Genomic DNA, 25,787 nt, shown 5'->3' with positions numbered 1-25,787 from the left:
GTTTAATTGTCGTTTCGAAATTGTTTATGGTGTCTGCCTCTCATCTGTCAAAATCAGGTCGGATATGATTGAAAGAACCAACAAAATCCCCGAGCTGCACGTGCTTCTCGTAGTCGATCGCGAACATCAGGGCCGCGCAGCCAGTCGCGCATCCCAACAGCTAGCCGAAGAGTTGCGGGCGAATCGGGCTACCGTCATTTTGGCCGACGGACTTGTAGACGGGCAGGCCTCAATGTTATCGGACCCCTCCTTCCATGGATTGCTGGTTCCCTGGGAGCTTGGTGGAGGAGATACAGGGAACCGAAGTGCATTTGAGCTTATCAGTCTTGCTCGGTCTCGAAATGCGTCTATTCCCATTTTCCTTCTCGCAGATAATGCCGAAGGGCCGGTTCTCTCAGAGGATCTTCTCACTTTAGTGTCGGAAATGGTGTGGCTTCTGGAAGACAGCACCTCTTTTGTCGTGGGACGCATACTTGCGGCCGCCCGCAAATACTCACGTTCAATTCTCGGTCCTATGGCCTCGGCCCTGATCGAATTCGATCTCATCCATGAGTATTCATGGCATACCCCAGGACACACTGGAGGCACTGCCTTTCAGAAATCGCCTGCTGGCCGCCAGTTTTTCGATTACTTTGGCGAACAACTCTTTCGATCCGACATATCCATCAGCGTCGGTGAGCTGGGATCTCTTCTGGACCATTCGGGGCCGATCGGAGAGGGAGAAAAATACGCCGCGCAAGTGTTTGGAGCGCACCGATCCTACACGGTCACCAACGGAAGCTCTACCTCGAATCGAATCATTTGGATGGCCTGTGTTGGTCGCGACAAACCCGTCCTTGTCGACCGCAACTGCCACAAGTCGACCGAGCAGGGCCTCACCCTCACTGGAGGTGCACCCCATTACCTGCTCCCTACGCGAAACCGCTATGGGATTATCGGCCCTATTCCTCCTGAACGTCTGACCCCAGACAAACTTGCCAGTGTTGATGGGCCCGTTTACTCAATCATTACGAATTCCACCTACGACGGGCTAACTTATAATGTTGACCGCGTAGTTGAATTACTGGGACAGAGCGTCGACCGTATACACTTCGATGAAGCATGGTATGGCTATGCTCGTTTCCATTCCATCTACGCTGGAAGATTTACCATGCGCGGAAACCCCGATAGCCATCCGGATGACGGCCCAACTCTTTTCGCCACCCACTCTACCCACAAGCTTTTAGCAGCCTTCTCTCAAGCATCATTCATCCATATCCGCGACGGAAGAAATCCGGTTGACCACGCACGATTCAACGAGTCCTTCATGATGCACGGATCTACCTCACCGTTCTATCCGATCATCGCCTCAAACGACGTGACCTGCTCAATGATGGATGGCAAAGGGGGAGAAACTTTGGTTGGTGAGTCCATTCTTGAAGCGGTTGCTTTCCGCCAGACTGTGATGCGCATCTGGCGCGCCCATCGGGAACGCAACGATTGGTTTCTTCGCACTTGGAACCCGTCGGAGGTATCCGACGGTAAAGGCGGCACTATTCCATTCGACGAAGCCGATCCGGCGGCTCTCGAAAACGATCCTTCCCATTGGGTGTTACGCCCCGGTGAAGCCTGGCATGGCTTCGATCTGGAGGACGAATACTGCATGTTGGATCCGATCAAGGTATCACTTCTCACCCCCGGGGTGGGCGACGACGGTAGCCTCGACGAGGAAGGAATACCCGCTGCTCTTCTAACCGCCTACCTGGACGAAAGGGGAATCATCGTGGAAAAGACAACGGACTTTACCATCCTCTTTCTCTTTTCGATCGGTGTCACGAACGCCAAGTGGAGCACCCTCGTTCACGCGCTACTCGCTTTCAAACGGGACGTCGACAACAACCGCCCGCTTGCTGACACGATTCCCCATCTTGCCACCCACTATCCGGGTCATGGCCTTCGCGATCTAGCGCGTACAATGATGCGCCATCTTATTCAAAGCCAACAGCTCAGCCTGCAATCCGAGGCCTTTTCTGTCTTGCCCGTGCAAAAGATGAACCCGGCGGAGGCCTATCAGCACCTAGTTAACAATGACGTAGAGACGATAACTCTGAAATCAGCAGCTGGCCGGATAGCGGCCACTGGACTCGTTCCCTACCCTCCCGGAATCCCTTTGGTGATGCCCGGTGAAAATCTCGGCAGTAACGATGATCCTTTTCTGGCCTACCTGACCGCACTTGAGGAATGGGATCGCTTCTTCCCTGGATTTGCTCATGATATCCACGGCATTGAAGCAGTGGACGGAAACTATCAACTGATGGTCCTAAAGGAGTAGCAGACCTACATTGACCTCCGCTTACTAGTTTTGAGACCGAAACGTTCATTGACGCCAACCCCTCTGATAAAAACCGCATCCCATGATTGAACGCACCAACACTATTAACCGTCTTCGAGTCTTAGTCGTCAACGAGCTACTCGATTCTACCCGCACTATCCGAGGTCGAGCGATCCGCTCACTGGTCGAAGAGATCGAGGCTCTCGATCTGGAGGTGGTCGAGGCACTCAGTTTCGCCGATGGTCAAGTCGTTGTCGAAAATGACGCCTCTCTCTCTGCGGTGCTAGTCGATTGGACAGCGGACCATGAAAACGCCGGCGAAGCGCGCAAACTGCTCTCAGCCATCCGTCGACGAAATCTTCGCCTGCCTGTGGTTCTCATGGCGGATCGCGCTCAGGACCATCAGATCGAGGTGAACGATCTTTCGCAGGCGAACGAGTTTTTCTGGCTCCTCCAGGATTCCGCCCCCTTCCTCGCCGGGCGGGTAGTGGCAGCGGTCAAGCGTTATCGGGATAACCTGCTTCCTCCGTTCAACCGGGCCCTTCTGAAATATATGGAGGTCGAGGAATACTCCTGGGCCGCCCCGGGCCATCAGGGAGGCGTCGCATTCACGAAGAGTGCGCCGGGTCGGGTTTTCTACGACTTTTTTGGAGAAAACCTCTTTCGGACCGATTCCGGGATAGAACGTTCTCCGCTCGGTTCGCTCCTTGACCATGAGGGACCGCTCGGCGAGGCCGAAACGTACGCTGCACAGGTTTTCGGAGCCCATCGCACCTACAATGTCCTCAACGGAACGTCTGCCTCCAACCGGACCATCATGACGGCCGTTCTGCGTGATGGTTCCATCGCTCTTTGTGATAGAAACTGCCACAAATCAATCGAGCAGGGGCTAATCCAATCTGGAGCCATCCCGACCTTCCTCCTCCCCACCCGTAATCGATATGGCATCATCGGGCCTATCCCTCCGGTGGAATACGATTCGAAAGAAATAAAGGCAAAACTCGCTACTCACCCGCTCAAGAATCTCTTCCGCACGGAGTCTCCTGACTATGCTGTAGTGACCAACTGCACCTATGACGGCATGTGCGTCCATGCCGCAAACGTGCAGGAACTGCTTGCGGCGAGCACCGACCGGATTCACTTCGACGAAGCGTGGTTCGCTTATGCCCGTTTCCATCCACTCTATGAGAATCGCCACGCAATGAGAGGCGCACCTGCCGATCATCCTTCAGATGCGCCGACCGTTTTTGCGACTCACTCCACCCACAAACTCCTCGCCGCTCTTTCGCAGTCCTCGTTTATCCACGTTCGCAATGGCCGCAACCCGATCGAACACAGTCGATTCAACGAGGCCTACTGTGCGCAGGCTACTACCTCTCCCCTTTATGCAATGGCTGCTTCAAACGAAATGGGGGCTGCCATGATGGACGGCCCAGCCGGAAAGGCACTTTTGGATGAGGTAATTCTTGAAGCCATTCACTTCCGCAAAGCTCTTGGTCGGGCGCACGCTACTTTTGCGAAGAATGGGGATTGGTTTTTCGAGCCTTGGAATGCACCAATTGTGAAAGACCCCAGGTCGGGCAAAGAATACCCTTTCACCGAGGCCCCCGATGAGCTGCTCGCTACCGAACCCTCTTGCTGGACATTGAAACCAGAAGAAGAATGGCACGGTTTCAAAGGCTTACCGGAAGACTGGTGTCTTCTCGATCCTGTGAAGCCCGGTATCCTTAGCCCTGGAATGAATATGGATGGACGCATGGCGGCGAAAGGTGTTCCCGCAGCTGTGGTTTCTTCCTATCTCGAAGCCCGCGGAATCATCCCTTCGCGAACAACTGACTTTATGATCCTGCCACTCTTTTCGATCGGAGTGACAAAAGGAAAATGGGGTTCACTGGTCAATGCGCTCCTCAACTTCAAAGAAGACTACGACGCGAACCTCCGCCTCGAACACGTGCTTCCGAAACTGGTCGACGCTGATCCGGGAGTTTATGGACCAATGGGTCTCCGTGACCTTGGCGAGAAAATGTTCTCCCACATGAAGGAGAATCGAATTGATCGTTGGCAGGCAGAAGCATTTGCCTCACTGCCTCGTCCTGACCTGGCGCCTCGGGAAGCTTATTTTCAGTTGCAGGAAGGCGCAGCTGATCTATTGCCGTTGGCTGAGGCTGCGGGGCGAACAGCCGGAGTCGGCCTGATTCCCTATCCTCCGGGTATCCCCATCGTTATGCCGGGCGAAAATCTTGGTGAGGCCGATGGACCGTGGATCTCTTATCTACTCGCCCTCGAGGAGTCCGGCAGATCTTTCCCTGGATTCGAAAAAGTCGTCGAAGGTGCTGAGATCAGAGATGGCAAATACAACGTTTGGTGCCTGCGTTGAGGACACCGTAAACGAAAACCTTTCAATTCGAGCATGAATCCCACTCTCTGACCGGAATGAGCGAAGTATCTGAAAAACACAAAGTCGGTGTGGTCGCTGCGACCATCATGGTGGCCGGCAACATTATGGGATCCGGCGTTTTCATGCTCCCGGCCAATCTCGCGTCCACTGGTGGCATAGCCATTTTTGGGTGGTTGGTAACCATCACCGGAGCTATCGGTCTGGCCATGGTCTATGCCCGGATGTCTTCGATCGACGATAGTCCGGGCGGGTCCTACGCCTACGCAAAGAAAGCTTTCGGACCATTCGTAGGCTACCAAACGAATCTTCTCTACTGGTTAGCAGGTTGGATTGGTAACGTTGCCTTGGCAGTGGTTGGTGTGGGTTATCTTTCCTACTTCTTTCCGATTTTTGATGAGCCATGGGTGCTTGGTCTTAGCTGTGTAGCACTTATGTGGCTGTTCACTTTAATCAATATCATCGGCCCGAATCTCGTGGCAAAGGTCCAAACAGTAACAACGATTCTTGCTCTTATCGCTATTGTCGGAGTCGCAATCATCGGTTGGTTCAGCTTCAGCCTCGATACATACATGGATGCTTGGAACGTGAGCGGAAAAGATTCTTTCGGGGCAATCCAAGGGGTGCTCAACGTGACTCTCTGGTCTTTTATCGGAGTCGAAACGGCCTCGGTTGCCGCAGCGGTCGTTAAGAATCCAAAAAAGAATGTACCCATTGCGACAATCGGCGGAGTGGTCATCGCAGCAGTGACCTACGTGCTCTCCTGCACTGCCATCATGGGGGCGATACCGAACGACCAGCTGATCAAATCCCAAGCACCTTTTGCCGACGCTGCGAAAATTGCCCTTGGTGAAACCGGTGGAGCCGTTGTTTCCTTCTGTGCAGCGGTTGGCTGCCTCGGATCTCTCGGAGGCTGGATTCTCGCTACTGCACAAAGCGGTAAGGCCGCGGCAGACGACGGTCTCTTCCCAAGAATCTTCGGAAGGGCTAATCACAAGGGCGTGCCCGTTGCTGGTTTGTTGGTAGTGGCTGTTTTAATGACGATTGCACAACTGCTCACTATATCACCGACGGCAGCCAAGGAATTCGGGGTTATATCCTCTATCGCCGTCTTGATGACGGTTGTCGCCTACCTGTACGTGACCGGCGCTTTGATTCTTTATCTGAAGCAAGCGAAAAACCGGATTCTCACCGCTGTCTTCATCGTAATTTCCCTCGCCTATTGCTCGTGGGCGGTCGTCGGATCCGATCCTAAACAAGTCGCCTGGCTAGCAGTCATCTTACTGATCAGCGCCGCTCTCTACAGCTGGAATGAGCTCTCTCAAGAACGATCGGCTACACCGAAAACGAGGGACTGATCCATGCGTGCCTTTCTCGTTCTTCTCCTCCTAGTGATTATCGGGATAGCTATCGGCCGAGAAGTTTGGCCGGAAAGTCATCACGATCCCGATGGCCACACCCGGTACCACCGAGGAAAACTTCCAGCTGATCCGGGTGAATCCGCACTCCAAATTCGGCAGACCAATCCTCACCCCCACCATCGGGTCCTTGGTGGAACGACGGCTACCTTCTAGAGCGCTGCCACTATCCCGGACCCGTCAGCAACCTTGTCCACTTTGAAGCACGCTCTCCCAAAACAGAACTGTCCCTCATCACTGTTCTTGGGCTCGCCCTTCTAGATCCGTAAGAGTCTCTGACCGATCGCGAAATACTTACCACCGACTCCGCCCGGGTGAGGATGCCGGGCGGGCTAAACGACATCCTGGAGAGCCTGATTGATCCGCAGAAGCAGTTACCGGCGCGGCAGATGTCATGAGGCAAGGAAGCCGATTGGGAAGCTCGCTCCACCACTGTAGAATCGGTTCAAGTTAGGAAAAATATCGTTCAGCTGACCAGAACTCACACCGAACCATTGGGCCAGCTCAGCGAAATACTCGTCGGTCGAAAGGGTCGGAATCAGTCGCCCCCGCCCGGTGTCGAGCGAATTCCCAAGACCAAGATCTGGATACATTCCGTGGATCGAACCACCGTTCACCGCTCCACCCATCACAATCTGATTCCCTCCCCATCCGTGGTCCGAGCCACGGCCGTTTGACGTGAGCGTTCGCGCAAAATCAGACGCCGTAAACGTGGTGACACAATCGTGAACGTTGAGCTCCTTCATCGCTGCGTTGAACTCGAAGAGAGCCCGACTGACGACCGGAAGCATCGCTGCATGGTTGTTCAACAATTCATCGTGGTGATCGTAACCCCCCATCATCACGAAAAAAGTCTGCCGTTTCATTCCAAGTGTATCGCGGGCTGCGATGGTGCGGGCCACCATTCTCAGAGCGCTCGACAACTCGGTATTCGAAAAAGTGGTCGCCAGGGCCTGCCCACTAAGTGCGGTAGCGAACTCATTGCTCGCATCAATCGCACTCCGATTTCTCTGCGCAAAGGTTTCTTGAAACAAGTTACGATACTGCAGATCCATCATACTCCGCACTCCCGTCTGTGCGATTGCGGACAATCCGGGCGATTCACCTGACAGAAAATCAGGCAGGACGGCCCCGTTTCCGTCTGGAAGAATCTCGTAGCTCACCGTTTGGTCGCCGGATTGAAACGTGTTGGTGCCTGCCAGCGAGATATTCATCGAGATCCTCGAATTGGTATTCGCACTCTGCAGGATGTCGGCGACCCGACCTCCCCACCCTCTTGCGGATCGGGAATCGGGGACACTGGTCTGCCAATGCATGATCTGATCGGAGTGTGAGTACAATCCCAAGGGTAATCGAGCAGATCCCGATTCGTAGGAACCCAGAGTGGTCGGTTCGACCAGTGTGCCCACGTTCGCTACGAAAGCCGCGTCGCCACTGTTGAACAGACTGGCCAGTTCCGGCATCCCCGGATGAAGGCCAAAAGTCTTGCCCTGATAGACACCGTTGATCGGTAGTAGACTCGCCTGCGATAGCGCTAGATTGGAACGAACCCCTTGATAATCGGCGTATTCGGTGGCCCCGCGAGGCACCAACATGTTGAAAGAGTCGTTCCCCCCAGCGAGGAGGATGCAAACCAAGGCCCGATAGTCGTTGCCCGCACCCAATGCTCCTGTCCCCGATGCCATCGCGTTGGTCATCGAAAGGTTGAGAAGCGTGGAGATCAAAGGCGTTGCGGTCACTGCTGCGCACGCTGCCTCTCCGAGAAACTTCCTTCGAGATATGGGGCTACTCATGATCGGTTGGGGTTGAGGTTAGCGGAGGACGGAGAATTCCGGAGAATTGACGAAGAGATACAAGAGAAGGTGGACTCGATCCCATGAATCGAACCCTTGCGATTGCGCCTGATCCAAAAGCGACACCAAGAGGTTTTTTGCAGAGCTGCTCATAGAGCCATACGTAAGAATAAGATCAAATCGGTCGACCAGTGCCGCATGGTCTGAATCCGCAATCTCATATTCCGTCTCTAGGTCAAAAACCGATTCGTATTGCCCAAGATCTTCGTCAAACTGAATTGCCTCACCGTAGAAGGTAGCACCCAGCCAGAAATTCATTGTAGCGATTGTCGTCGAGGCTGTCGTGATCTGAAACTCTGGCGCAACCAAACCCGCAGCATTCAACGGTCCAAGCGGTGAATGGTTGGGAAGGTAAAAGTTGAATACACTGGGCGCCGCGAGTGGCTGCTGCTGAAAGGCCATGCGGGCTTCGATTCCCAGGTTTCGATAAAATCCACTCGAACTCGAAAGATTGAACGCCCGGCACAAATGGAGGTAGCGCATATACGGTTCCCGTAGTCTTCCATTGGTCGGATCGTTCAGAAAACCACGATTCCGCGCTTCCGGATCAAGAAGGATGGCACGAATTACCGACTTCATGTCACCACGCACCCCCTGCCCATTGTCATTGAAGGCCATAGCAACCCGGCGGATGTAGGCGGGACTCGGGTTGCTCTTCACTAGGCGTTGAATCAACTGCTTCCCAATAAACGGTCCGACATTCGGGTGGTTAAAGATATTCTGTAGAGCTGCCTGGATATCTTGATCCGTCGTTAGCCCTCCTGGCACAAGACCATTCACAAACACCCCATTTACCGTTGTGTAGCTGAGTAGTTGCTTTGACCCAGTGTCGTGAGCGGGCTCAAACACCTGCATAGGGTTGTTGAAATAGGGATCAGCTTCCAAAAACTCTGCCTCGTTGAGAATCGTGGCATCGTCACCCGGATCCAGTCCGTACGGAATTCCTGCCACGTTTGAGCCGTCGTAGGTTAGACCCGTGAATATCCGAGCAAACTCGCGAATGTCCGCGTTCGAGTAAGTCGGAATATCGTTTCCTGATGGGTCTTTTCGACGAGTTCCATCCTGATTCAGTTCATAGAGGCCAATCGAGAAGAGCTGAAGAATCTCCCGCGCATAATTTTCATCCGGAAAACGGTTTGTGACCGGATTAGCCTTTCGATTCCTCACGTGACTCAGGTACAGCCCCATCACTGGATGATATGTAACTTCGTAGAGAAGGTTTTCGAAGTTCCCAAAGGAATTGCGGACCAGAACATCGTAGTAGTCCGCCAAACCCCACGGACTATCCTCCAGCTCATCACTACCCACCATGGAAGCTACAAAAATTTGGCTTAAGGCGTAGGCAGTTCTCTGGCGAAGCATGTCTTGACCACGCATATTGATATCCCACCAACTCCAGAGAAAGTTGGAGATCGACAAGGTTTCTCCATTATCGTCCTGAACGGTATACAGAAAACTGAGCACCCGTGGCAGATGGTAATTCGGAGGTTGAACGAATTCGTTCTCGATCCACGAGGAGAAACCCGTCTGAGCAACTTGTTGGATCAGCTCATAGTCGGCACCCATCCCGGCCTGAAGGAGAAATCGTGATGCCTCCTCGGGCGTTGGCAGCTGACCGGAAACCGTCCTTCCCTCCAACGTAAAACTCTGACCGTTGCTGAATTGTTCGACCGCCCTAGCGTAGTCGTTCTGCGAGCTTGAACTGACTGAGTAAGGATTCGAATCCGAGAACCCAAGAAGCAACTCCTCGTAGGCAGTCAAACCGTCGCCGTCGACGTCCATCTCCTGAACATCAACCCTTGCAAAAAAGGTTTTCGGCATGACCGTGGGGGAAGAATAGGAGTTGATATTCCTGACGCCAGAACCAGTGAACGGTCCTTCCAAGTCCTGCCAACTCTCCAAATCCTGGCTACCACGAACTTGATATCGTTTGCCAACCACATCATCAAACGTTAGGTCCATCACACGGTTTATCCGGTCAACCCTTGACACATCGACGACGAGTTGGCTCTGCGGATCGAACGGATCTGTGCCGCTCTGACTCTCAAAAAGATTTGTTTTTCCGTCACCATCATCATCACCATTTGGCAACAACCCTCTTGCCTGAAATTGAGCCTCCCAGAGGTCACTCATTCCGTCTCCATCGAGGTCGAGACCAGACCCTCCAATCGCAGAGGGCACCTGCGCGGCAGCGTAGAGAAAGACTAGTGGTAGAAGAAGAAAGGTTTGCGCTGGGGTCCTGAGCATCTACCCAAGACAACGCTTCAAAGACCGGTTTTATTGGAAAGCCGCCTGAACTTCCCCAGTCTTTCTCGCTAGCTCAATCACGGTTTCCTACCTATGACGAGAAATGAAGTGAGGGTCACCACAAAGCTCTTCTCATCCGACTGGAGCTTCAGTTCCTCAATCCAACTCTCACAACCAATTGAGGAAATTGTCCCAGCCATTACAAGTTTCCGGGCAGTTTGATGGAGGTTATAGAGTTCATCGGCTACTCCGAAATCTTTCAGTGTCGACTCTTTGGCAATCACTTCAATGTCGCTGATCCCAACCTCACCCATGAACTTCTTTGCGTGACGACCTACGAACCCGGAGCGAAACGATTCCGCCCACTCCGTCTCTACCATTCGGGTAAAAGCTCCATTGTGTGATCTAATTTTGAAAGTGCTCCAATCATTGTCGTAGACCAGAAGAGACCCCCCGCACTTCAGTATGCGGTAGAGTTCCTGAATCACTAGCTGCGGCTTAGTGATATGCTGAAGAACCCTGTCGATTCTGATCTTGTCAAAGGAGTTGTCTGGAAAGCCCGTATCGTGAAGATCGCCAACTTTAAACTGAACCGGCAATCGGGAGACCCTTGAATCCGTTCGCGCATCGCTGATCAATTTTTCGCTAGCGTCGAATCCGACAACAACGCCTCCTTCACCCACACGTTCCGCCATCTGAAACACGTCCTCACCAAGACCGCAACCTGCATCGAGAATCCGGTCTCCCCGCTTGATATCCAGAAGAACAAAAGACTCTTCTTTACACCTCTGATAAAAAGGGAGCGAATGGATGAGCGAAAGGCATCTCCCGTAAGCATCCGGATCGCGTGCTTCATCGACCTTTGCAAAACCGCTTGCTAGATATTCCTCATCCATATCCTAGAGACGCTTGAACATACAGGGAGATTTTGAAAACGCTCATCATTCAGTCTTTGCGACTGGGCTTACTTGATGATCCTTTCATTTGCAGGTTCTATGATGGGCGATTCTACCAGCACTCCCTCAGGCTGCACATTCGATGTTGCCGGAGAAGGAATCATCGCTTTTTCGCTGGTTTCGGATAATCCTGATTCATTTCAATGTCGAAAACGCTGGGTGTTCGAGAGACTACTCCTTCCTCGGGAACGGGTATTTTTGCTGTCCAAACGATCGCGTTCAGAACGATCTTTCTAAAATCATCGTTCATCCAGTTCGTGTGAAAATCCCCACCAGTGAAACCGAACCCGAGCCCTCCATCCGGTCGTTCATATGCCCAAGCGACATGTTGAATCTCTCCAGCGTCCACCGAAGCTCGGACCGTAGGATTTGTAATTCTCTCCTGATGTCTTTCCCTTGGTTTGATCAAGGTTTCTACCGGCGGATGCGCAGACAGGATTGGCGTAATTCCTTCCATATCTGGACGAAATCGCATGTGGTAGTACCATTCGTCGTAGATTGAGAATGGCGCAACACCCCGCGTGACGGGGTGACTTGGGAGATCCTCAAACGAAGCATCCCACTTGGGATTGACCGACCATCCAACTTCGAAGAAACCGCCGATCCAGTTTAAAAACGTCGGCCCAAGCTCAGCCGGTTCAACCTCAACAGCGAAATGCAAACACGCAACTCCCACTCCCTCGTCGACTAACTTCTGAATCTCATCTTGATGGTCCTTGGCTAGATGCCATTCGTATCCGTCACTGTAAATGACGATTGCACTTGGGTTGTTATATCCCATCCATGACGCTGGCCATTTGCCTTCTTCAACCACCTGAGCAATCACCCCAATGTCACTCTCGTTCAAAGCACGAGCCAGCAAATGACTTCCAGCCTTGTGCTCGTGGGCGCCGTAGCCGTGACTCTTCGGACCCGCTAAAAAGAGAACCTTTTTCACGTCCCCCTCGTTCAATTCACGTAGGCGAATATTTCGAAAACTCACTTTCATTGGTGGCCCAGCGTGCAACTGAAGACCAATCAATCCCTTTTCGAGTCTCTCCGGCGTCGACTCGGAAAACTCCGCGGTAGTAACACCATTGATTCTCTGAATGATCTGATTGCCAACTGCAGTGATGTGGTACTCGTTCCAACCGTTTGGATCGATGTGCGATAGGATTTCGTCCGGGTCGCCAATCTGGGCGATTACGGTTCTTTCGTCACCGAATTTCCCTACCACGGTCTTTTCCCCACGAGAAGCGAGTAGTCTCTTGTATTGTTCTCCGTAAGCAGCACCCATCCATTTCGGATCATCCGCGATATCTGCCTGATAACCTCCAAGTCCCCAAGGCCGATCTTTCAATGGAAAACTCCGGTACTGAACTCCGCTATTGTGATTAGTGAGCTTGAATTCGACCTTCAGTTCAAAGTCTGCGACTTCGCCTCCATCCCAGATTAGAAAGGTATTGTGCTTAGTCGGGTTCTCTTTCGTCGTTTCACCAACGATTACACCGTCCTCAATTCGCCAAAACTTCGGGTCACCCTCCCATCCGTCGATCGTCTCCCCATCGAAGAGTGGAACAAACTCGTTTCCAGATGAGATCAAAGCTCCAAAACAAAGGATCGAAACGAAGGTAGGAAGGTTACTTTTCTTCATAAAACGAAACAAAGGAGTAGAGCGAGCCACTGGTCGCCTCACTGAAACTCCACTCTTCCCCATTGATCTCCACAGTGCAGACTTACCGGGTGAACTGAGAGTTGTTGATGACTTCGACTAGGCAGCTGTAGACCTTTGACCATAACCGCAAGGAATTGAATGTCGACAAACAACGTTGGCCGGTGCGCCGGAAAATTGCTGGATTGCTACAAAACAGAAATGGTACCTGACCGGGGACTCGAACCCCGAACCAATTGATTAAGAGTCAACTGCTCTACCAATTGAGCTAGTCAGGCCCATAGGCCAATGTCTTCGATGTTTCGGACTGGTAAGGCAAGTGAATTCTCGTGAATTTCCCTCGGTTTCGCGTTTGCGCCGTCCCCCGGACTCACCAAATCTACCGGTGTGGATTTCTTTGAGGCATCAGATCAAGCCAACGCATTGTCTAGCTCGGGTATCGATTTTCAGACGGAACTGAACGCCGAACAGTTGGAAGCAGTCACCGCTCCGTTCGGTCCCTCCCTCGTTCTCGCGGGAGCGGGATCCGGAAAAACACGCACTCTCACCTACCGAGTTGCGTGGCTTCTCGAGCAGGGTGTGCATCCCAGTAGCATCCTCCTGCTCACGTTCACCAATAAGGCTGCTAGGGAAATGCTCTCGCGGGTAGAGGAGCTGACCGGAGTGTCTTCCCGTTTGTTCTGGGGAGGCACGTTTCACCACATTGGTCAGCGACTTCTTCGGCGCCATGGTGCTCCTGTAGGCATTGCACCGGGGTTCAATATACTCGATCAGGGCGACTCCGAGTCACTCCTGGGAGACGTTATTCGTAAGATTGATTCAGGATTTCTAAAAGACCGAAACAACCCGAAACCCCGGGTAGTTGCAGGGTTAATCAGCTATGCCCGCAACACCCTTCAGGCGGTAGGATCGCTCGCCTCAGAACGCTACCCCTACCCTCAAGGGCTTTCTGAGAAAATCGCTGATTTTGCCGTAGCCTACGAAAAGGCGAAACGGAAGCAGGAAGTTGCCGACTACGATGATCTTCTCGAACTCTGGCTGCGGCTCTTGGAAACTGATCCAGGGTTTCGAGAATATTGTAACCAACAGTTCGAGCAGGTTCTTGTCGACGAGTATCAGGATACCAACCGGCTCCAGGCTGGGATTGTCGATGCAGTTGCCGGGCACCACCAAGTGATGGCGGTCGGTGATGATTCTCAGTGCATCTACACTTGGAGAGGCGCGGAGTTTGACAACATCATGACTTTCCCCGATCGCCACGTTGGAGGAGAGATATTCAAAATCGAAACCAATTATCGGAGCACCCCGCAGATTCTTCATTTCGCAAATGGTATCCTCGACGGGCATTCGGGCGGAGGGTTTCGCAAGGAATTGCGCCCGGTTCGTCCAGACTCCGACCTACCTGTTCTCGTCTCGACCGTAGACACCCGACAGCAGGCAGAATTTGTCATCCGAACAGTCACTCAGCTCGTTGATCAGGGGCGGGCTTTCGGAGACATAGCCATTCTCTACCGCGCGCATTTTCAGGCAATGGATCTTCAGATGGAGCTTTCCCGTTCTGGAATCCCCTTTCAAATCACAAGTGGAGTCCGGTTTTTCGAACAGGCTCACGTAAAGGACTTGGTGTCGCAGATTCGCTTCGTTGCGAATCCAAGAGACGCTACAGCATTTTATCGATTCGCCGGACTTCTCCCCAAAGTTGGCCCGAAAACCGCAGAAAAGATCTACGCATTCATCGTCGATTATGCGCAAAAAAATGAGAAAAATCTCTTCGATATCCTCACGGATAAGGCAGTGCTTGCAAAGATTCCCGCTGCTGCAAGAGATGATTGGGAGTCTCTAGCGACTACCCTTCAATCTTGCCGCCAAGCAAGCGGAGAGGAAGACCCGGAAGAGGTGGTCCGCCTGGCAATCGATGGGTGGTACGGCACCTACCTGAGAACGTTATTTACTAACTGGAAATCCCGTGAGGATGATCTAATCGGGGTTATCGGATTCGCGTCTAGGTTCGAAGAGCTGAGCGAGCTTCTCGCTCAACTCATCCTTCTCAACTCGGAGTCCAGTGACCGATCCATCGATCCCAGCGAGAATGCAGTCCGTCTGACTACGATTCATCAGGCAAAAGGCCTCGAGTTTCCGGTCGTCTTTGTTCTCGGTCTTGCCGACGGTATGTTCCCCCTAAACCGCGCCATCGAAGAAGGGAATCTCGATGAGGAAATGCGTCTGTTTTACGTCTCGGTGACTCGTGCTCAGGATCAGCTATTTCTGTCCTACCCAATGGTCCATTCGCAGGGAGGCCCGCCCAGAAGACTACAACCCAGTCGCTTTCTCGGCTCAATACGCCCCGACTACTACGAAAACGTGAGATACCGGAGCGCTTGGTAGCGATAAATCGGACTAATGGAGGAGCGGCGACTTCAGCCGCCGAGCAGACGGCCTCAAAATCTCCCTGATTTCCTAGAGTTCGGCCCAATCGGAAGCTTAAGCAGCCCCTCCATTCCAGCCACAAGGCATTTCTCGGAGCGAAAAATCTCCAATTCTGTGCGTGTCGAAAAGAGCTCCCAACTCTATTTTTTTCCTCAATTTGGGCTTGCGGCACCTTTACTGGCAGGCATCCTCCTTCCCTTATGTCTGAAACAGAAGGCACAGAAACACCTAGAAAAAATCCCTCCGAGCTTACCTTTCGCGATACTACGGAACTCACCCGCTTTGTAACTGACACGGGAAAAATTCTCCCGCGCAAATACACGGGTCTAACGGCGAAACAGCAGCGTCACATCTCCCGCACGATCAAGCAGTCGCGGTCGATGCTGTTGATGAAGTAAGGCATCTGGCTATCTCTCGGAACATCCGTTTCCCATGAGACGGCTGCAAGGTTCCGACGCAGCGGATCGCTCTGAAGCGATCCAAATCCTCCGATCGGGTGGACTCGTAGCGGTTCCGACCGAAACCGTTTACGGTTTGGCTGCGGATGCCACAAACTCTTCGGCAGTATCTACCATCTTTGAAGCGAAGGGTCGGCCGCAGAATGACCCGCTGATTGTGCACATTGCTGACCGTGGTCAGGCCGAGCAAGTATGCCATCTTCCTGTGATCGCCCGCCTGCTAATGGAGACTTTCTGGCCAGGCCCACTGACGATCGTGTTGCCCCGATTATCCTCCCGGATGATTCCCACTTTGGTATCCTCAGGCCATCCCACGCTCGCTCTTCGCATGCCGGGTCACCCGTCTCTTCGAAGTCTGCTGGAAGAAGGTCAACTTTTTCTGGCCGCTCCAAGCGCCAACCCTTTTGGCTACATCAGCCCTACCCGGCCAGAGCACGTCGAACAGACGATGGGCGACCGCATAGATGCACTGTTGGATGGCGGACCATGCCAGCACGGAATCGAGTCAACCATTGTCCAAGTGGACGATCGTGAAGAGGTCACCATTCTACGCCCAGGCCCGATTACTCAAGCAGACCTCGCAAAGTTTGCCCCCAATGTGAAACTTTATAACGACTCGCGCGACGGAGAGTCGGACGCTAGGAGAGCCCACCCTGCCCCAGGGATGATGAAGAGCCACTATCGCCCCTCCAAAGGACTAATCCTTTTCCCCGAAAACTCGGATCCTCCTTCAGGCGATCCGCAAACCGCCTTTGTCTATCTTCGCAAACCTCCCGAATTTACCGACTTGGCGTTCTGGTTGAGCGAAGACGGTAGCGGACGTGAGATCGCGCACAATCTCTTCCACACCTTGCGAAAAATCGATAACGATCCCCGCGTGCGTAAGATCGCTGTTGAATTTCCGAGTGGAAACGAGGGGGTGTTGTCCGCTGTCCGTGATCGGTTGCAGAGAGCCGCTGCTCCGTTAGGGTAGTTGCCAACAACCGACGTTTACCCATTCAAAAATTCGCCCAGCTCTATACCGATCTCGAGCAAACGAATCGGACCAACGAAAAGAAAACTCTATTGGAGGAGTACTTTGCTAAGGTCTCGGAAGCCGACGGTGCATGGGCTGTGTATTTTCTGAGCGGTTCTAGAGTGAAGAGGCTGATCTCCACCCGATTGCTTCGCGAATGGTCCGCAGAGCGTGCTTCCATGCCAACCTGGCTATTCGAAGAGTGCTACAGTCATGTTGGAGATCTTGCAGAAACCGCTGCTCTTGTCCTTGGTTCAGCACAGGAGTCAGAATCCTCTTCTCCAGAGCCTCTTGCGCAGTTTATCGAGTCCAGGCTACTCCCTCTTTCCAGCCAAACCGAGGTAGAGCAAAAGGAGTTGATTCAATCGACATGGAACATCCTGAGTTCCGCCGAAAAACTCGTCTTTCACAAGCTGCTGACCGGTGGACTTCGGATCGGTGTTCAGCGAAAAACGGTCCAAAATGCTTTAGGCAACCTCTATAAAATCGATCCCGCTGTCATCGCTCATCGCATGATGGGAAAATGGCGGCCGACACCCGAATGGTTCCGGAGATTAAGGAAACCAGTTGCCGAGAAAGGCGAACCTTCGTTGCCCTACCCATTTTGCCTGGCCTATCCGGTTGAACAGCCAGACTTCGCCTCCCTCGGCGAGGCTTCTCGATGGCAAATTGAACCCAAATGGGACGGAATCCGGGCCCAGCTAATCCGGCGTTCCGGCCAGACTTTTCTCTGGAGCCGTGGTGAGGAGTCGGTCGGGGAAAGCTTCCCTGAGATTACAGAGTCCGCTAAGCACCTCGCAGATGGAACGGTCCTGGACGGGGAGATCCTTGTTTGGAAAGAGAAAGAGAGTTACCCTGAGTCTTTCGGGGAACTTCAGAAACGTCTTGGGAGGAAAAAGGTTTCGCAAAAAATGGTCAGTGAACTACCGGTTCGTTTCCTTGCCTATGACATTCTCGAATTCGAACACGCCGACTTGCGGGAAGAAGTGACTTCAAGTCGGCGTCGACTTTTAGAGGAGATTTTAATCCAAGCGCAGGGCCAGATCCATCTCTCACCCCTCTTCCCCGCAGAGGACTGGAATGAGGTAAAATCCATAGTTCAATCCGCACGGGAGCGACACATCGAAGGTGTCATGCTAAAAGACAGGACAAGCGTTTACCGGGCTGGTCGAGTGAAGCGCACTTGGTGGAAATGGAAAGTCGAGCCGCTGCGAATCGACGCGGTTCTGGTCTACGCGCAAGCCGGCCATGGAAGGCGGTCCGGACTCTTTACGGACTACACTTTCTCGGTAAGGGACGGTGATCAACTGGTTCCGATCGCGAAAGCCTACTCCGGACTTTCGGATAAGGAAATCAAGGAACTCGACGGGTGGATCAAGAAGAACACGCGAGAAAAATTTGGCCCTGTCCGTTCCGTTCCGGCAGAGAAAGTCTTCGAGCTCGCATTTGATTCCATACGCGAGTCCAAACGCCACAAAGCCGGCTTCGCTTTGCGCTTTCCACGCATTTCCCGATGGCGACGGGACAAACTCCCGAAAGACATCGATACCTTGGAAACGGTAAAGAATCTTCTGTAATGCCAAATCAAATGCGATCTTTGCCCTTGTCAGATTAAACTCTTCCGCGCTTACTCTTCGCCTTTCGCTCCCGTAGTTCAATGGATAGAACAATGGCCTCCGGAGCCGTAGATCTGGGTTCGAATCCCGGCGGGAGTACCAAAAGTCTTACGAATCCTCGGCGGAGTTACCTCCTCTTCTGGCTCACAGGATGATAGCCAATCTGACAAAGGCTCTCCGCTCGAAAAATCGCAGAGTGCATGATCGGGTTCGTCTCGATTTATCTCTACGAACCGGAAGACTAGCTTTTTGAAACCTATCAAATCACAGAATCTTTCGGGAACATCGCCCAATCATAATCGCTAAGTTTTTATTAGGTTGCAATACTAGTGTTTACGCAAACTCCGGTTTGCAACAGTCGCACTATTTCGCTTAAGTTCAGTGCTGTTTATTTGTAGTAGGAAAAAACAAAAACATACGCCCCTTTTGCCGTCAACTATGCACCCGCATCTCGAGTTTGAACGCCGACTCGTCTTTCGAGATGGTGACTTTCCATTGAACGTTGCCACATGGCACAATCACCCAGATTACCCACTGCATGTTCACAATTTTTCAGAGATTGTTGTAGTGCTTGGCGGCACCGCGATAAACGTTATCAACAAAGAGAGTTTTTCCATAGGAGCTGGAGACGTTTTTGTCCTTCATGGAAATCGGCCTCATGGTTTGCGAGACACCAAAGAGTTGTCATTGGTCAACGTCATCTTTGATCGTAGCTTGCTGGACGTTCACCAGCTGGAAATATCAAAACTTAAGGGCTACCAGGCATTATTCGAAGTGGAACCAGCACTGCTGGAGTTCGGCGACTTTGAGCGTCATCTTCAGCTCGACTTTTCACAATTAACGAGAGTCCGCGCTCTAACCAATGAGATGGAGATCGAGTTGAACTCATCATCCAGAAGCAGGAAAGCTGTCGCTTTCGGCAACCGAAAAGAAGACGCTAACGTAGAGATGCATCCGATTGACGAGGGTAGCCGTTTAATCGCACTAGGCCACTTTATGACACTAGTTGGTACGCTCTCTCGCTGGTATGCAGGAAAACCTACAAAAACACCCGACAGAACCCACAAAATAGGCAAAGTGCTCAGCTATCTAGAAACTCACTATACTGAGCCTTTCGATATCAATGAACTTACCAAGCGGTCCGGTATGTCGAGGAGGAGCTTCTATCGCGCTTTTAGCGATTTGACTGGAAACACACCAATGTCATATCTGCTGAATTTACGAATCGCACAAGCCGCTCACTTGCTGCAAACTACAGACAAAAACGTTACGGAGACTGCCTTTGAGTGTGGCTTCGAGGATAGCAATTACTTTTCCAGGCAATTCCGCAGAATTATGGGCATTACCCCGCGCGCCTATAGAACCCACCCGACTACGTCAGCGACGAAAAGCCAATCTATTTGACACCGAAGGTAGCCGCCTCGCCCTTCGCACTTCTGCCGAAACCTTCCAAGCCCTTATCTGAAAAAACATCACGGACAGCCTCTAGGTACTTCATGCCGTTTCTAAGATCCGGCTCCAGATAGCTACCCTCGGTCCATTCGTTCCAAGCATTGATCGTCAAAAACGGAGCTGGCATTGAATTTGATTCAAGTTTTGCTTTCACCCGTTCCAGAGCCCTCCTGAAGTTTTTCGGGGTGTTGTTAGCGATTGTGTACATGAAAGGGTAACCACGGTTTTCGTACGCGTCTGATTGGACCGTCCTGGGTGAAGCATCCCAACCCATCGTCACATTTGGGTAGTATGGTTGTGTGAATTTACTAGCAGCTTCATCCCAATAATCAAAATAAGCATCACATATGTCGTTATACTCAACTTTGGGAAAATCATCGGTAGCGTGGTGATGAATCCAAACATAAGAGTTAACGCTGTCGAAACCGAGAAAATCCAGTAGCGATTTAATATCTGTTGGAGCTGTTTCCCCAGGAAGGATTGGGTTATTCCAAACGATTGCGTTTAAGTGCAAATCCTTGAAACCTGCAGCCTTGACCCTTTGCCGAAAAAGATCGAGAAACTCGCGGGTCCTCTCAACGCTCCCAAGTCCCTCAATCAACTTATTCAACTCGTAGACTGAAAAATACGGGCAACCATCGATTAACCAATAGGACGGATGAATAAAGTAGCGCTCGATACAAACATCTATAATCGCGGCGAAAGTATTTGGCGTAACTGCTCCGCGATGAAGAACATCGGCGTTTTCGAGCGCATTGTGACAAGCCTTCATCGGGTGGATGTCGATCCAGTCGTGGTTAGCCCACATGAGAGCAAACTTTAAGCGGTCATTGTTACGAGAATTCATAAAACCCGAATCAAGTCCGCGTTCTAGAAATGGGCCATCATCATACCAGTACCAATCGAAGATAAACGTATCAATTCCATGATCTGCGGCCGCACCGATTTTTTGCTCCATTTGCCGCGGATCGGCCTCATCAGTTTCGCCCCATGCCGGCAAATTTGGCAACATATGCCCATCAAAACGAGGCTCCGCACGGCGGACCAATTCCCATTCCGTCCAATTCTCGCCGTGCAGCGCACGATTACGTGGGTCAGAGTGAAAGTTTGGGAAATAATAAACCGCTACCTCAACGCTTCTTCCACTCATTCAGATAAGAATACACACGAACAAAAGACCAAACCATAACTCACGTGCCATTAGTTAGCACGGCTGTGCCAGCGCTACTGATGGTCTCGCAAAAATGAAAAAAGGGCCAAGCGATGAAGGGAAAACTCCTCCTCTGAGTCGCTAGTCACTGAAATTCACTCCCCTTGCACGCAATCTCCTGCTCTGTTCGTCCCAATAGATTATTATGAAGGAACGCTTCTCTCCTAGCATCGTCCACTTCGATGAATAAAAGACACGCCACTCTCCAGCATCATCCAAGTAGGCCATTTTGATAGGGACTCTTCTTGTATCAAAATCCTCAGCCTTGGCCTTGAATAGACTTCCGGGGCTGATTGAAATCCTCTCTTCTCCCAAAAGCCCCACAACCTGATCGGCCGTTGCATTGATAAAGCAGAAAGTCCCTTTTGGGAAAACCCCGAAATCACTGTCGACTTTTAAACACTCCAGTTTATCACCGGTATCAAAACAGATCAAAGTTACCATGGAATCTGTTCTAACGAAGGAAACTGTGGCAACAGCCTGATCTTCTAGATCTTTCTCAAGGTTTGGTTCTTGAGAGAAAATCATCAAACTTCCGTCACCACGATAACTTGCTCGCTTTGATAAGAGGTCGAATCCAATTGGAAATGGGCGAATCTCGCCCTCACTCAAAAAAGTAAATTCTCGACTCGGTGAATCAAGAAAAAGGGTCCTGAAGGAAAAACTTACTTCGGACTCCTCCTCACCATGTGAACCAGCTACGAAAAGGCCACATATCGCAAGTATCAGGATAGATCTGAGACGAACTGTGGTCTCGATTATCATCTAGATCTGTTCCTCCCGTAGAAAACGAAGTGAAGTTATTACGAAACGGCGACCGAAACTCTGATTCATTCCGCTAGGATCTTCCCAAGGAAGATCTGTAACAGAATCGACATAGTCAGGTACTCTTTGGACAAGCGCTTCAACCCATGATTGGCCGATAACTTCTCTTGTGTTTGGACTAACAACTTCTCCATACGCACGTATTCGAAAAGTATCAGATCGCGTCGCCATACGATGCCCAACCTGGCTGAGTATATCTCCCTGAAGAACAAATTTTGCTGCTCCCTGAGCCCTCGACCCTTCAACGCTTGCACGAGCATCTGAGGGTAAATAATTCAAATCACTGGATTCAACTACTTTGGTGTAGATTTGATTTACGTCTGCTGCTTCGATTGCGCGGTCCAGTAGTCCTCGTTTACCACCGTCGGCCAAATCACGATTGACGAAATCACCCAGAGTAAGAAAAGGTCCACGGTCGCGGATTTCATCAATCACAGCATCAGTCAACGAATCCAGTTCTCCTTCACTCAGACTACGATAACCTTCCCACAAATTACCGGCATCATTGCCGCTAATTGGCAGACTAAACCTGCTTACCGGCACGCCTTGATCCTGTCTGGGTAAAACTGATCCCGTTTCTCGTTCGAGTATGGGTATCTCACCTCGGTAACGACTGCCCAGAAAGCTTCTCCACGCCTCTTTAGAAGTTGAGTTTACATTGAACTGTCCGTCTTGCAGAAGAAACGCTGCTGATCGTTCAGGAGCATCAAGAGCGATTCTTTCGCCAACAAGCAACGTAGATTCAGCAGAAGAAGAATTTGATTCGAATCTCTTGAAGTTGGGATTTAATGCAATCTGGCCTTCTTCAAACACAGCTTCAACAACATCACGGATACTGCGATCCTCTCTGAAAAGCTCTGTATCTTGGGGCGCTAGCGTCGAAAAAAAGTACTTATCCCAAAGTGTTCTGTTGAGCAAGTAGGCAGTATCAATACGGGAGCGGTTAACCTGAATACCCGCCAACTCGCTTGCAGGCAGTTGGGGCGAAGCAAACGAGTTGCCTACCGCTAGTAAGGGATCTACTGCATATAAGGACGTATCTGCATTCTGTAATTGTCCAATCGAGAAGAGAGGATAGTGGGGAATGTCAAGGAGAGGCACATGCGTTTGGCCACTGACACTATGACTCGAACCATAGTATCCCCGATTTGTTGTGGCATCATACTGGATATCAGCATCGGCCTGATTATTGATTTTTCGATAACGAATGGTATTCGCAGGTCCCACTCTCAAGTTACTGACCGAATTTTGTTCGTAGCTGTTGACATATGCTGTGGGAGAGAATTGAGCAAACGGTACTGGGTTTTCGAGCTCGTCCTCCGCCTTCAGATTCAACTCAATAGTCATAAGGTACTGTTTATCCCCAGGTGCAGGCAGTGGCCATCGTTGAACGCCAGAAGGACTTCGGATAGTATCTCCCCCGAGAGCGCCGGAGACAGTAAATGGTATGGCATTTGATCTGATCCTATAAAATGCCGTGTTGTAGAAGTCAGCTGAACTAGATTCTTTTACATCATGTCGTATCTCGTATTGTCCCTCGCTAAAGAGATATGTGCTGATCATAAAAAAATTCCAACCAGACTCAGGTGAACGACTTGTCATTTCCACGGAGAACTCCGTCTCCTCATCGGCCATTATTTGGGAGTTTGTGCTAGTATTCGAGGGGTCGATTACATCCAGCTGGTAGCCTCCTTGGTCTTCCCACCCTGCAACTAAATCCATGTGATCTGTAGTGCGGTCAGGAAACGGTATCGGTGATACCTCACCCGATGAGAAGATCTTTACCTCGCCGGGCTCCAGCACTACTCCTTCCGGATCTCCAACGGATACGACAATGGAATCAAGCCAATTCCCAAAATTGCCGAAACCACTCCCGTAATATTTATTCAGGAATGCTCTCAAGTGTGTCTGCTGAGTGATGTAGTTTTCAGATCCACCACCCACAACGTTCGGGTATTGAATATCCCATTTGAAGCCCAGTGGCAAATGGCTGGTTCTTATTGTAAATGCATCAAATTTTAGACGGACATTGTAAGGGTTCCACAACTTGACGATGGGATCGATCACCAAACGCATTTTGCGGTCTGCAAGGATGCTGCTTCCAGCAGAACCAATCATGACTTGCCTCTGGCTCGCGAGAAGCTCCGTATCGACAGAAATCAGGAATTTCAAGTCAGCCAATACAGGTGAAACCTTCATCCTCTCGGGAAAAATAACATCACGTACCGCAGGAGGGAGGTTATGAGCATTGGGATACCCCGGTATCGTTGTGTTTTCGGTAGTACGGTCACGAAGCTGATCACCGTCAGAACCACCGAAAAGATAAGGAATTCCAAGGTCAGGATCTTCAGGCGGCAACGGAGTCACTAACTGGGTTTCCAGCAAAGGCGTCTCGTTGGGGGTTTCGACCGACTTATACAGACGATAATAGTCGCGAAACACCTTCCATTTAGGTCCGTAAACACCCTGAAATGAGACAACATGACCATCGGGACTCTGTTGGACCATATTCGTTTGGTCGAAATCAGTTTCCGGCATTTCAAAGGCCAGAGAAAGATCTGTTTTGAGGCCACCCGACAAGGAATCCGCAAGAACTCCCCTACTTTGAACGGTAATATCATGAAATCGATTGCCGAGTAACTCTTGCGGAGTTGACGCGATCAAACTTAGATCAGGGAAATCTCCGAGCCTATCGAGGCTGCTTAAGAACCCTGGATCATTCAGATCATACCCCGTTCCCCATTCACTCCCTCCATCTACCGATGTCTCTATTAGTTGAGCAGCGGTATCACTACCCTGGCTCGCCTGAACGCGTCTGACGGCTGTTGTGCCTAAGGGGGAGCTATCCGCGTTAACTCTCAAGTTAGCACCTTCGGTTAAACTCACGTTAGCTTTGATTCCTTCATCACCTACCCAATAAGCGTAGCCTCCAACAGGATTGCCATTGTCTCCAGAGATTGGAACAATCGGGACGACAACTGAGTCCGCAACGTTATCAACAGTCCCTCCACCGACAAGTACCGAGGCACGCTGGCTATTCACCGTGGTATTATCACCATTAAAGACAATCGGATCATCCGGAGCAAATGAAACACTTGTTCCCGTTACACTCCCATCGTTACTCACTGCTAAGGGCTGCCGTTGATTTCCACTAATGAGCCAATTCAACAATACCGGAGCACTTACTGCGGCGTTTGGGCTGTTAGCGTTTCCCCAAACCCCTGTCCAATGTCGAGCGCCGGCTTGGCTCGTTGCATTGAGCTCCGCATTAACTGTTGCGTTCGTTGTTACCCGCTGATCAGGACCAGCGAATCTCTGAAGCTCACCAAGTGCAATGGACAGACCCATCAAGGATTGATTGTGAGCTTCCAGTGTTACCGCTTCTGATTGATATGCTTGAGCTTCAATACTTACAAGAGTGGTTAGTGAAACTAAGAGCAGAAGTATCAACGCCATCAAGCTTAGCGCAATTACGAGAGCAAACCCATGTCGATTCGACTCCTGTTCTACCGACATAACTTGAAACCTTCGCGATGGCTTTCTGGGCGGTGAAGCCTCCAGTCCGTTTGATTCAGTTTCAGAAACGGCATGAATACATATTCCTCCTTCGAACTCTTGTTTATCTGAGGTTCTCATTATCTAAGGCTTGGGTCTGTATTGAGAGCATTGGGTAGTTAGTTAGGGATTTTTCTCAAATTACTCCCGGGCAACTGTATGCCTTTAGGCGTGTTAGTTGGGTCATACTGTGCGGAGCGTTTCGAACCGCCCACCCTCAACAGAATACAATTTGCTCTGATGCCAAAACCTTACAATTCATGCCAAAGATAAGCAGGATCTTGCCAACGGTCAAAATTGCTAACGCCCTGCGAACTAGAGCCATGAACGAATGCATCCGCTTTCGAGATAGGCAAAGAGTAACAAGGTATTCTGGAGTAGTGCGATTGTAGTCTTCC

Annotated in this window: 16 protein-coding genes and 2 tRNA genes; 10 read left to right on the top strand and 8 right to left on the bottom strand. The window is 51.2% G+C overall.

Annotation, left to right across the window (positions count from 1 at the left end):
- Positions 1–64 precede the first annotated feature (64 nt).
- The 4 genes from AAGJ81_04355 (at position 65) to AAGJ81_04340 (ending at position 6,280) form a co-directional block, all read left to right on the top strand.
- Positions 65–2,311: an Orn/Lys/Arg decarboxylase N-terminal domain-containing protein gene (locus AAGJ81_04355; protein ID MEM0965371.1), complete on the top strand. Its 2,247-nt coding sequence runs from the start codon at positions 65–67 to the stop codon at positions 2,309–2,311.
- A gap of 82 nt (positions 2,312–2,393) precedes the next feature.
- The gene (locus AAGJ81_04350; protein MEM0965370.1) at positions 2,394–4,688 is read left to right on the top strand and encodes an Orn/Lys/Arg decarboxylase N-terminal domain-containing protein; all 2,295 of its coding nucleotides are present in this window, start codon (positions 2,394–2,396) and stop codon (positions 4,686–4,688) included.
- 56 nt (positions 4,689–4,744) lie between these two features.
- Positions 4,745–6,064 (top strand): arginine/agmatine antiporter, encoded by a 1,320-nt coding sequence (adiC, locus tag AAGJ81_04345; GenBank protein ID MEM0965369.1) that lies wholly within the window; start codon positions 4,745–4,747, stop codon positions 6,062–6,064.
- A gap of 3 nt (positions 6,065–6,067) precedes the next feature.
- A complete protein-coding gene (locus tag AAGJ81_04340; protein MEM0965368.1) occupies positions 6,068–6,280 on the top strand; it encodes a hypothetical protein in 213 nt (70 codons plus the stop codon).
- A gap of 236 nt (positions 6,281–6,516) precedes the next feature.
- Here AAGJ81_04340 and AAGJ81_04335 read toward each other — a convergent pair whose 3' ends face one another.
- From AAGJ81_04335 to AAGJ81_04315, 5 genes are all read right to left on the bottom strand, one after another.
- Positions 6,517–7,917 (bottom strand): DUF1501 domain-containing protein, encoded by a 1,401-nt coding sequence (locus tag AAGJ81_04335; GenBank protein ID MEM0965367.1) that lies wholly within the window; start codon positions 7,915–7,917, stop codon positions 6,517–6,519.
- A gap of 18 nt (positions 7,918–7,935) precedes the next feature.
- Positions 7,936–10,224 carry a DUF1800 family protein gene (locus AAGJ81_04330; protein MEM0965366.1) on the bottom strand — a complete coding sequence of 763 codons (2,289 nt, stop codon included), beginning with the start codon at positions 10,222–10,224 and terminating at the stop codon, positions 7,936–7,938.
- Between the two features lie 77 nt (positions 10,225–10,301).
- The gene (locus tag AAGJ81_04325; protein MEM0965365.1) at positions 10,302–11,120 is read right to left on the bottom strand and encodes a methyltransferase domain-containing protein; all 819 of its coding nucleotides are present in this window, start codon (positions 11,118–11,120) and stop codon (positions 10,302–10,304) included.
- Positions 11,121–11,280: 160 nt separating this feature from the next.
- A complete protein-coding gene (locus AAGJ81_04320) occupies positions 11,281–12,813 on the bottom strand; it encodes a family 16 glycoside hydrolase (protein ID MEM0965364.1) in 1,533 nt (510 codons plus the stop codon).
- Positions 12,814–13,033: 220 nt separating this feature from the next.
- Positions 13,034–13,109: transfer RNA gene (locus AAGJ81_04315), tRNA-Lys, on the bottom strand.
- Between the two features lie 109 nt (positions 13,110–13,218).
- Between AAGJ81_04315 and AAGJ81_04310 the strand changes: the two genes are divergently transcribed.
- From AAGJ81_04310 to AAGJ81_04285, 6 genes are all read left to right on the top strand, one after another.
- Positions 13,219–15,216 (top strand): ATP-dependent helicase, encoded by a 1,998-nt coding sequence (locus AAGJ81_04310; protein MEM0965363.1) that lies wholly within the window; start codon positions 13,219–13,221, stop codon positions 15,214–15,216.
- Between the two features lie 242 nt (positions 15,217–15,458).
- Positions 15,459–15,656, top strand: coding sequence for a 30S ribosomal protein S18 (gene rpsR, locus AAGJ81_04305; protein ID MEM0965362.1), 198 nt, complete (start codon positions 15,459–15,461; stop codon positions 15,654–15,656).
- 34 nt (positions 15,657–15,690) lie between these two features.
- A complete protein-coding gene (locus AAGJ81_04300) occupies positions 15,691–16,689 on the top strand; it encodes an L-threonylcarbamoyladenylate synthase (GenBank protein MEM0965361.1) in 999 nt (332 codons plus the stop codon).
- Between the two features lie 23 nt (positions 16,690–16,712).
- Positions 16,713–18,308: an ATP-dependent DNA ligase gene (locus tag AAGJ81_04295; GenBank protein MEM0965360.1), complete on the top strand. Its 1,596-nt coding sequence runs from the start codon at positions 16,713–16,715 to the stop codon at positions 18,306–18,308.
- Positions 18,309–18,374: 66 nt separating this feature from the next.
- Positions 18,375–18,449 (top strand) — tRNA-Arg (locus tag AAGJ81_04290).
- A gap of 393 nt (positions 18,450–18,842) precedes the next feature.
- On the top strand, positions 18,843–19,751 hold the full coding sequence (locus tag AAGJ81_04285) for a helix-turn-helix domain-containing protein (GenBank protein ID MEM0965359.1): 909 nt from the start codon (positions 18,843–18,845) through the stop codon (positions 19,749–19,751).
- Here the strand turns inward: AAGJ81_04285 and AAGJ81_04280 are convergent.
- The 3 genes from AAGJ81_04280 to AAGJ81_04270 all read right to left on the bottom strand — a co-directional run bounded on the left by AAGJ81_04280 (position 19,744) and on the right by AAGJ81_04270 (position 25,350).
- Positions 19,744–20,949, bottom strand: coding sequence for a glycoside hydrolase family 99-like domain-containing protein (locus AAGJ81_04280; protein MEM0965358.1), 1,206 nt, complete (start codon positions 20,947–20,949; stop codon positions 19,744–19,746). The genes AAGJ81_04285 and AAGJ81_04280 overlap by 8 nt on opposite strands.
- A gap of 141 nt (positions 20,950–21,090) precedes the next feature.
- Complete coding sequence (locus tag AAGJ81_04275; GenBank protein MEM0965357.1) at positions 21,091–21,774, bottom strand: hypothetical protein; 684 nt, start codon at positions 21,772–21,774, stop codon at positions 21,091–21,093.
- Positions 21,775–25,350 (bottom strand): hypothetical protein, encoded by a 3,576-nt coding sequence (locus AAGJ81_04270; GenBank protein ID MEM0965356.1) that lies wholly within the window; start codon positions 25,348–25,350, stop codon positions 21,775–21,777. It lies immediately after the preceding gene.
- Positions 25,351–25,787: the final 437 nt, after the last annotated feature.

It is taken from the genome of Verrucomicrobiota bacterium (assembly GCA_038744685.1).
In the GTDB taxonomy this organism is placed as follows: domain Bacteria; phylum Verrucomicrobiota; class Verrucomicrobiia; order Opitutales; family Puniceicoccaceae; genus Puniceicoccus.
This window is presented reverse-complemented; position numbering and strand designations above follow the sequence as displayed.

Bases quoted from the DNA above. Each gene is read 5' to 3' on its own strand.
- AAGJ81_04300 (MEM0965361.1), top strand. From the start codon at position 15,691: ATGAGACGGCTGCAAGGTTCCGACGCAGCGGATCGCTCTGAAGCGATC.
- rpsR (MEM0965362.1), top strand. From the start codon at position 15,459: ATGTCTGAAACAGAAGGCACAGAAACACCTAGAAAAAATCCCTCCGAG.
- AAGJ81_04325 (MEM0965365.1), bottom strand. From the start codon at position 11,120: ATGGATGAGGAATATCTAGCAAGCGGTTTTGCAAAGGTCGATGAAGCA.
- AAGJ81_04350 (MEM0965370.1), top strand. From the start codon at position 2,394: ATGATTGAACGCACCAACACTATTAACCGTCTTCGAGTCTTAGTCGTC.
- AAGJ81_04270 (MEM0965356.1), bottom strand. From the start codon at position 25,350: ATGTCGGTAGAACAGGAGTCGAATCGACATGGGTTTGCTCTCGTAATT.
- AAGJ81_04275 (MEM0965357.1), bottom strand. From the start codon at position 21,774: ATGATAATCGAGACCACAGTTCGTCTCAGATCTATCCTGATACTTGCG.
- AAGJ81_04320 (MEM0965364.1), bottom strand. From the start codon at position 12,813: ATGAAGAAAAGTAACCTTCCTACCTTCGTTTCGATCCTTTGTTTTGGA.
- adiC (MEM0965369.1), top strand. From the start codon at position 4,745: ATGAGCGAAGTATCTGAAAAACACAAAGTCGGTGTGGTCGCTGCGACC.
- AAGJ81_04335 (MEM0965367.1), bottom strand. From the start codon at position 7,917: ATGAGTAGCCCCATATCTCGAAGGAAGTTTCTCGGAGAGGCAGCGTGC.
- AAGJ81_04340 (MEM0965368.1), top strand. From the start codon at position 6,068: ATGCGTGCCTTTCTCGTTCTTCTCCTCCTAGTGATTATCGGGATAGCT.
- AAGJ81_04280 (MEM0965358.1), bottom strand. From the start codon at position 20,949: ATGAGTGGAAGAAGCGTTGAGGTAGCGGTTTATTATTTCCCAAACTTT.
- AAGJ81_04330 (MEM0965366.1), bottom strand. From the start codon at position 10,224: ATGCTCAGGACCCCAGCGCAAACCTTTCTTCTTCTACCACTAGTCTTT.
- AAGJ81_04355 (MEM0965371.1), top strand. From the start codon at position 65: ATGATTGAAAGAACCAACAAAATCCCCGAGCTGCACGTGCTTCTCGTA.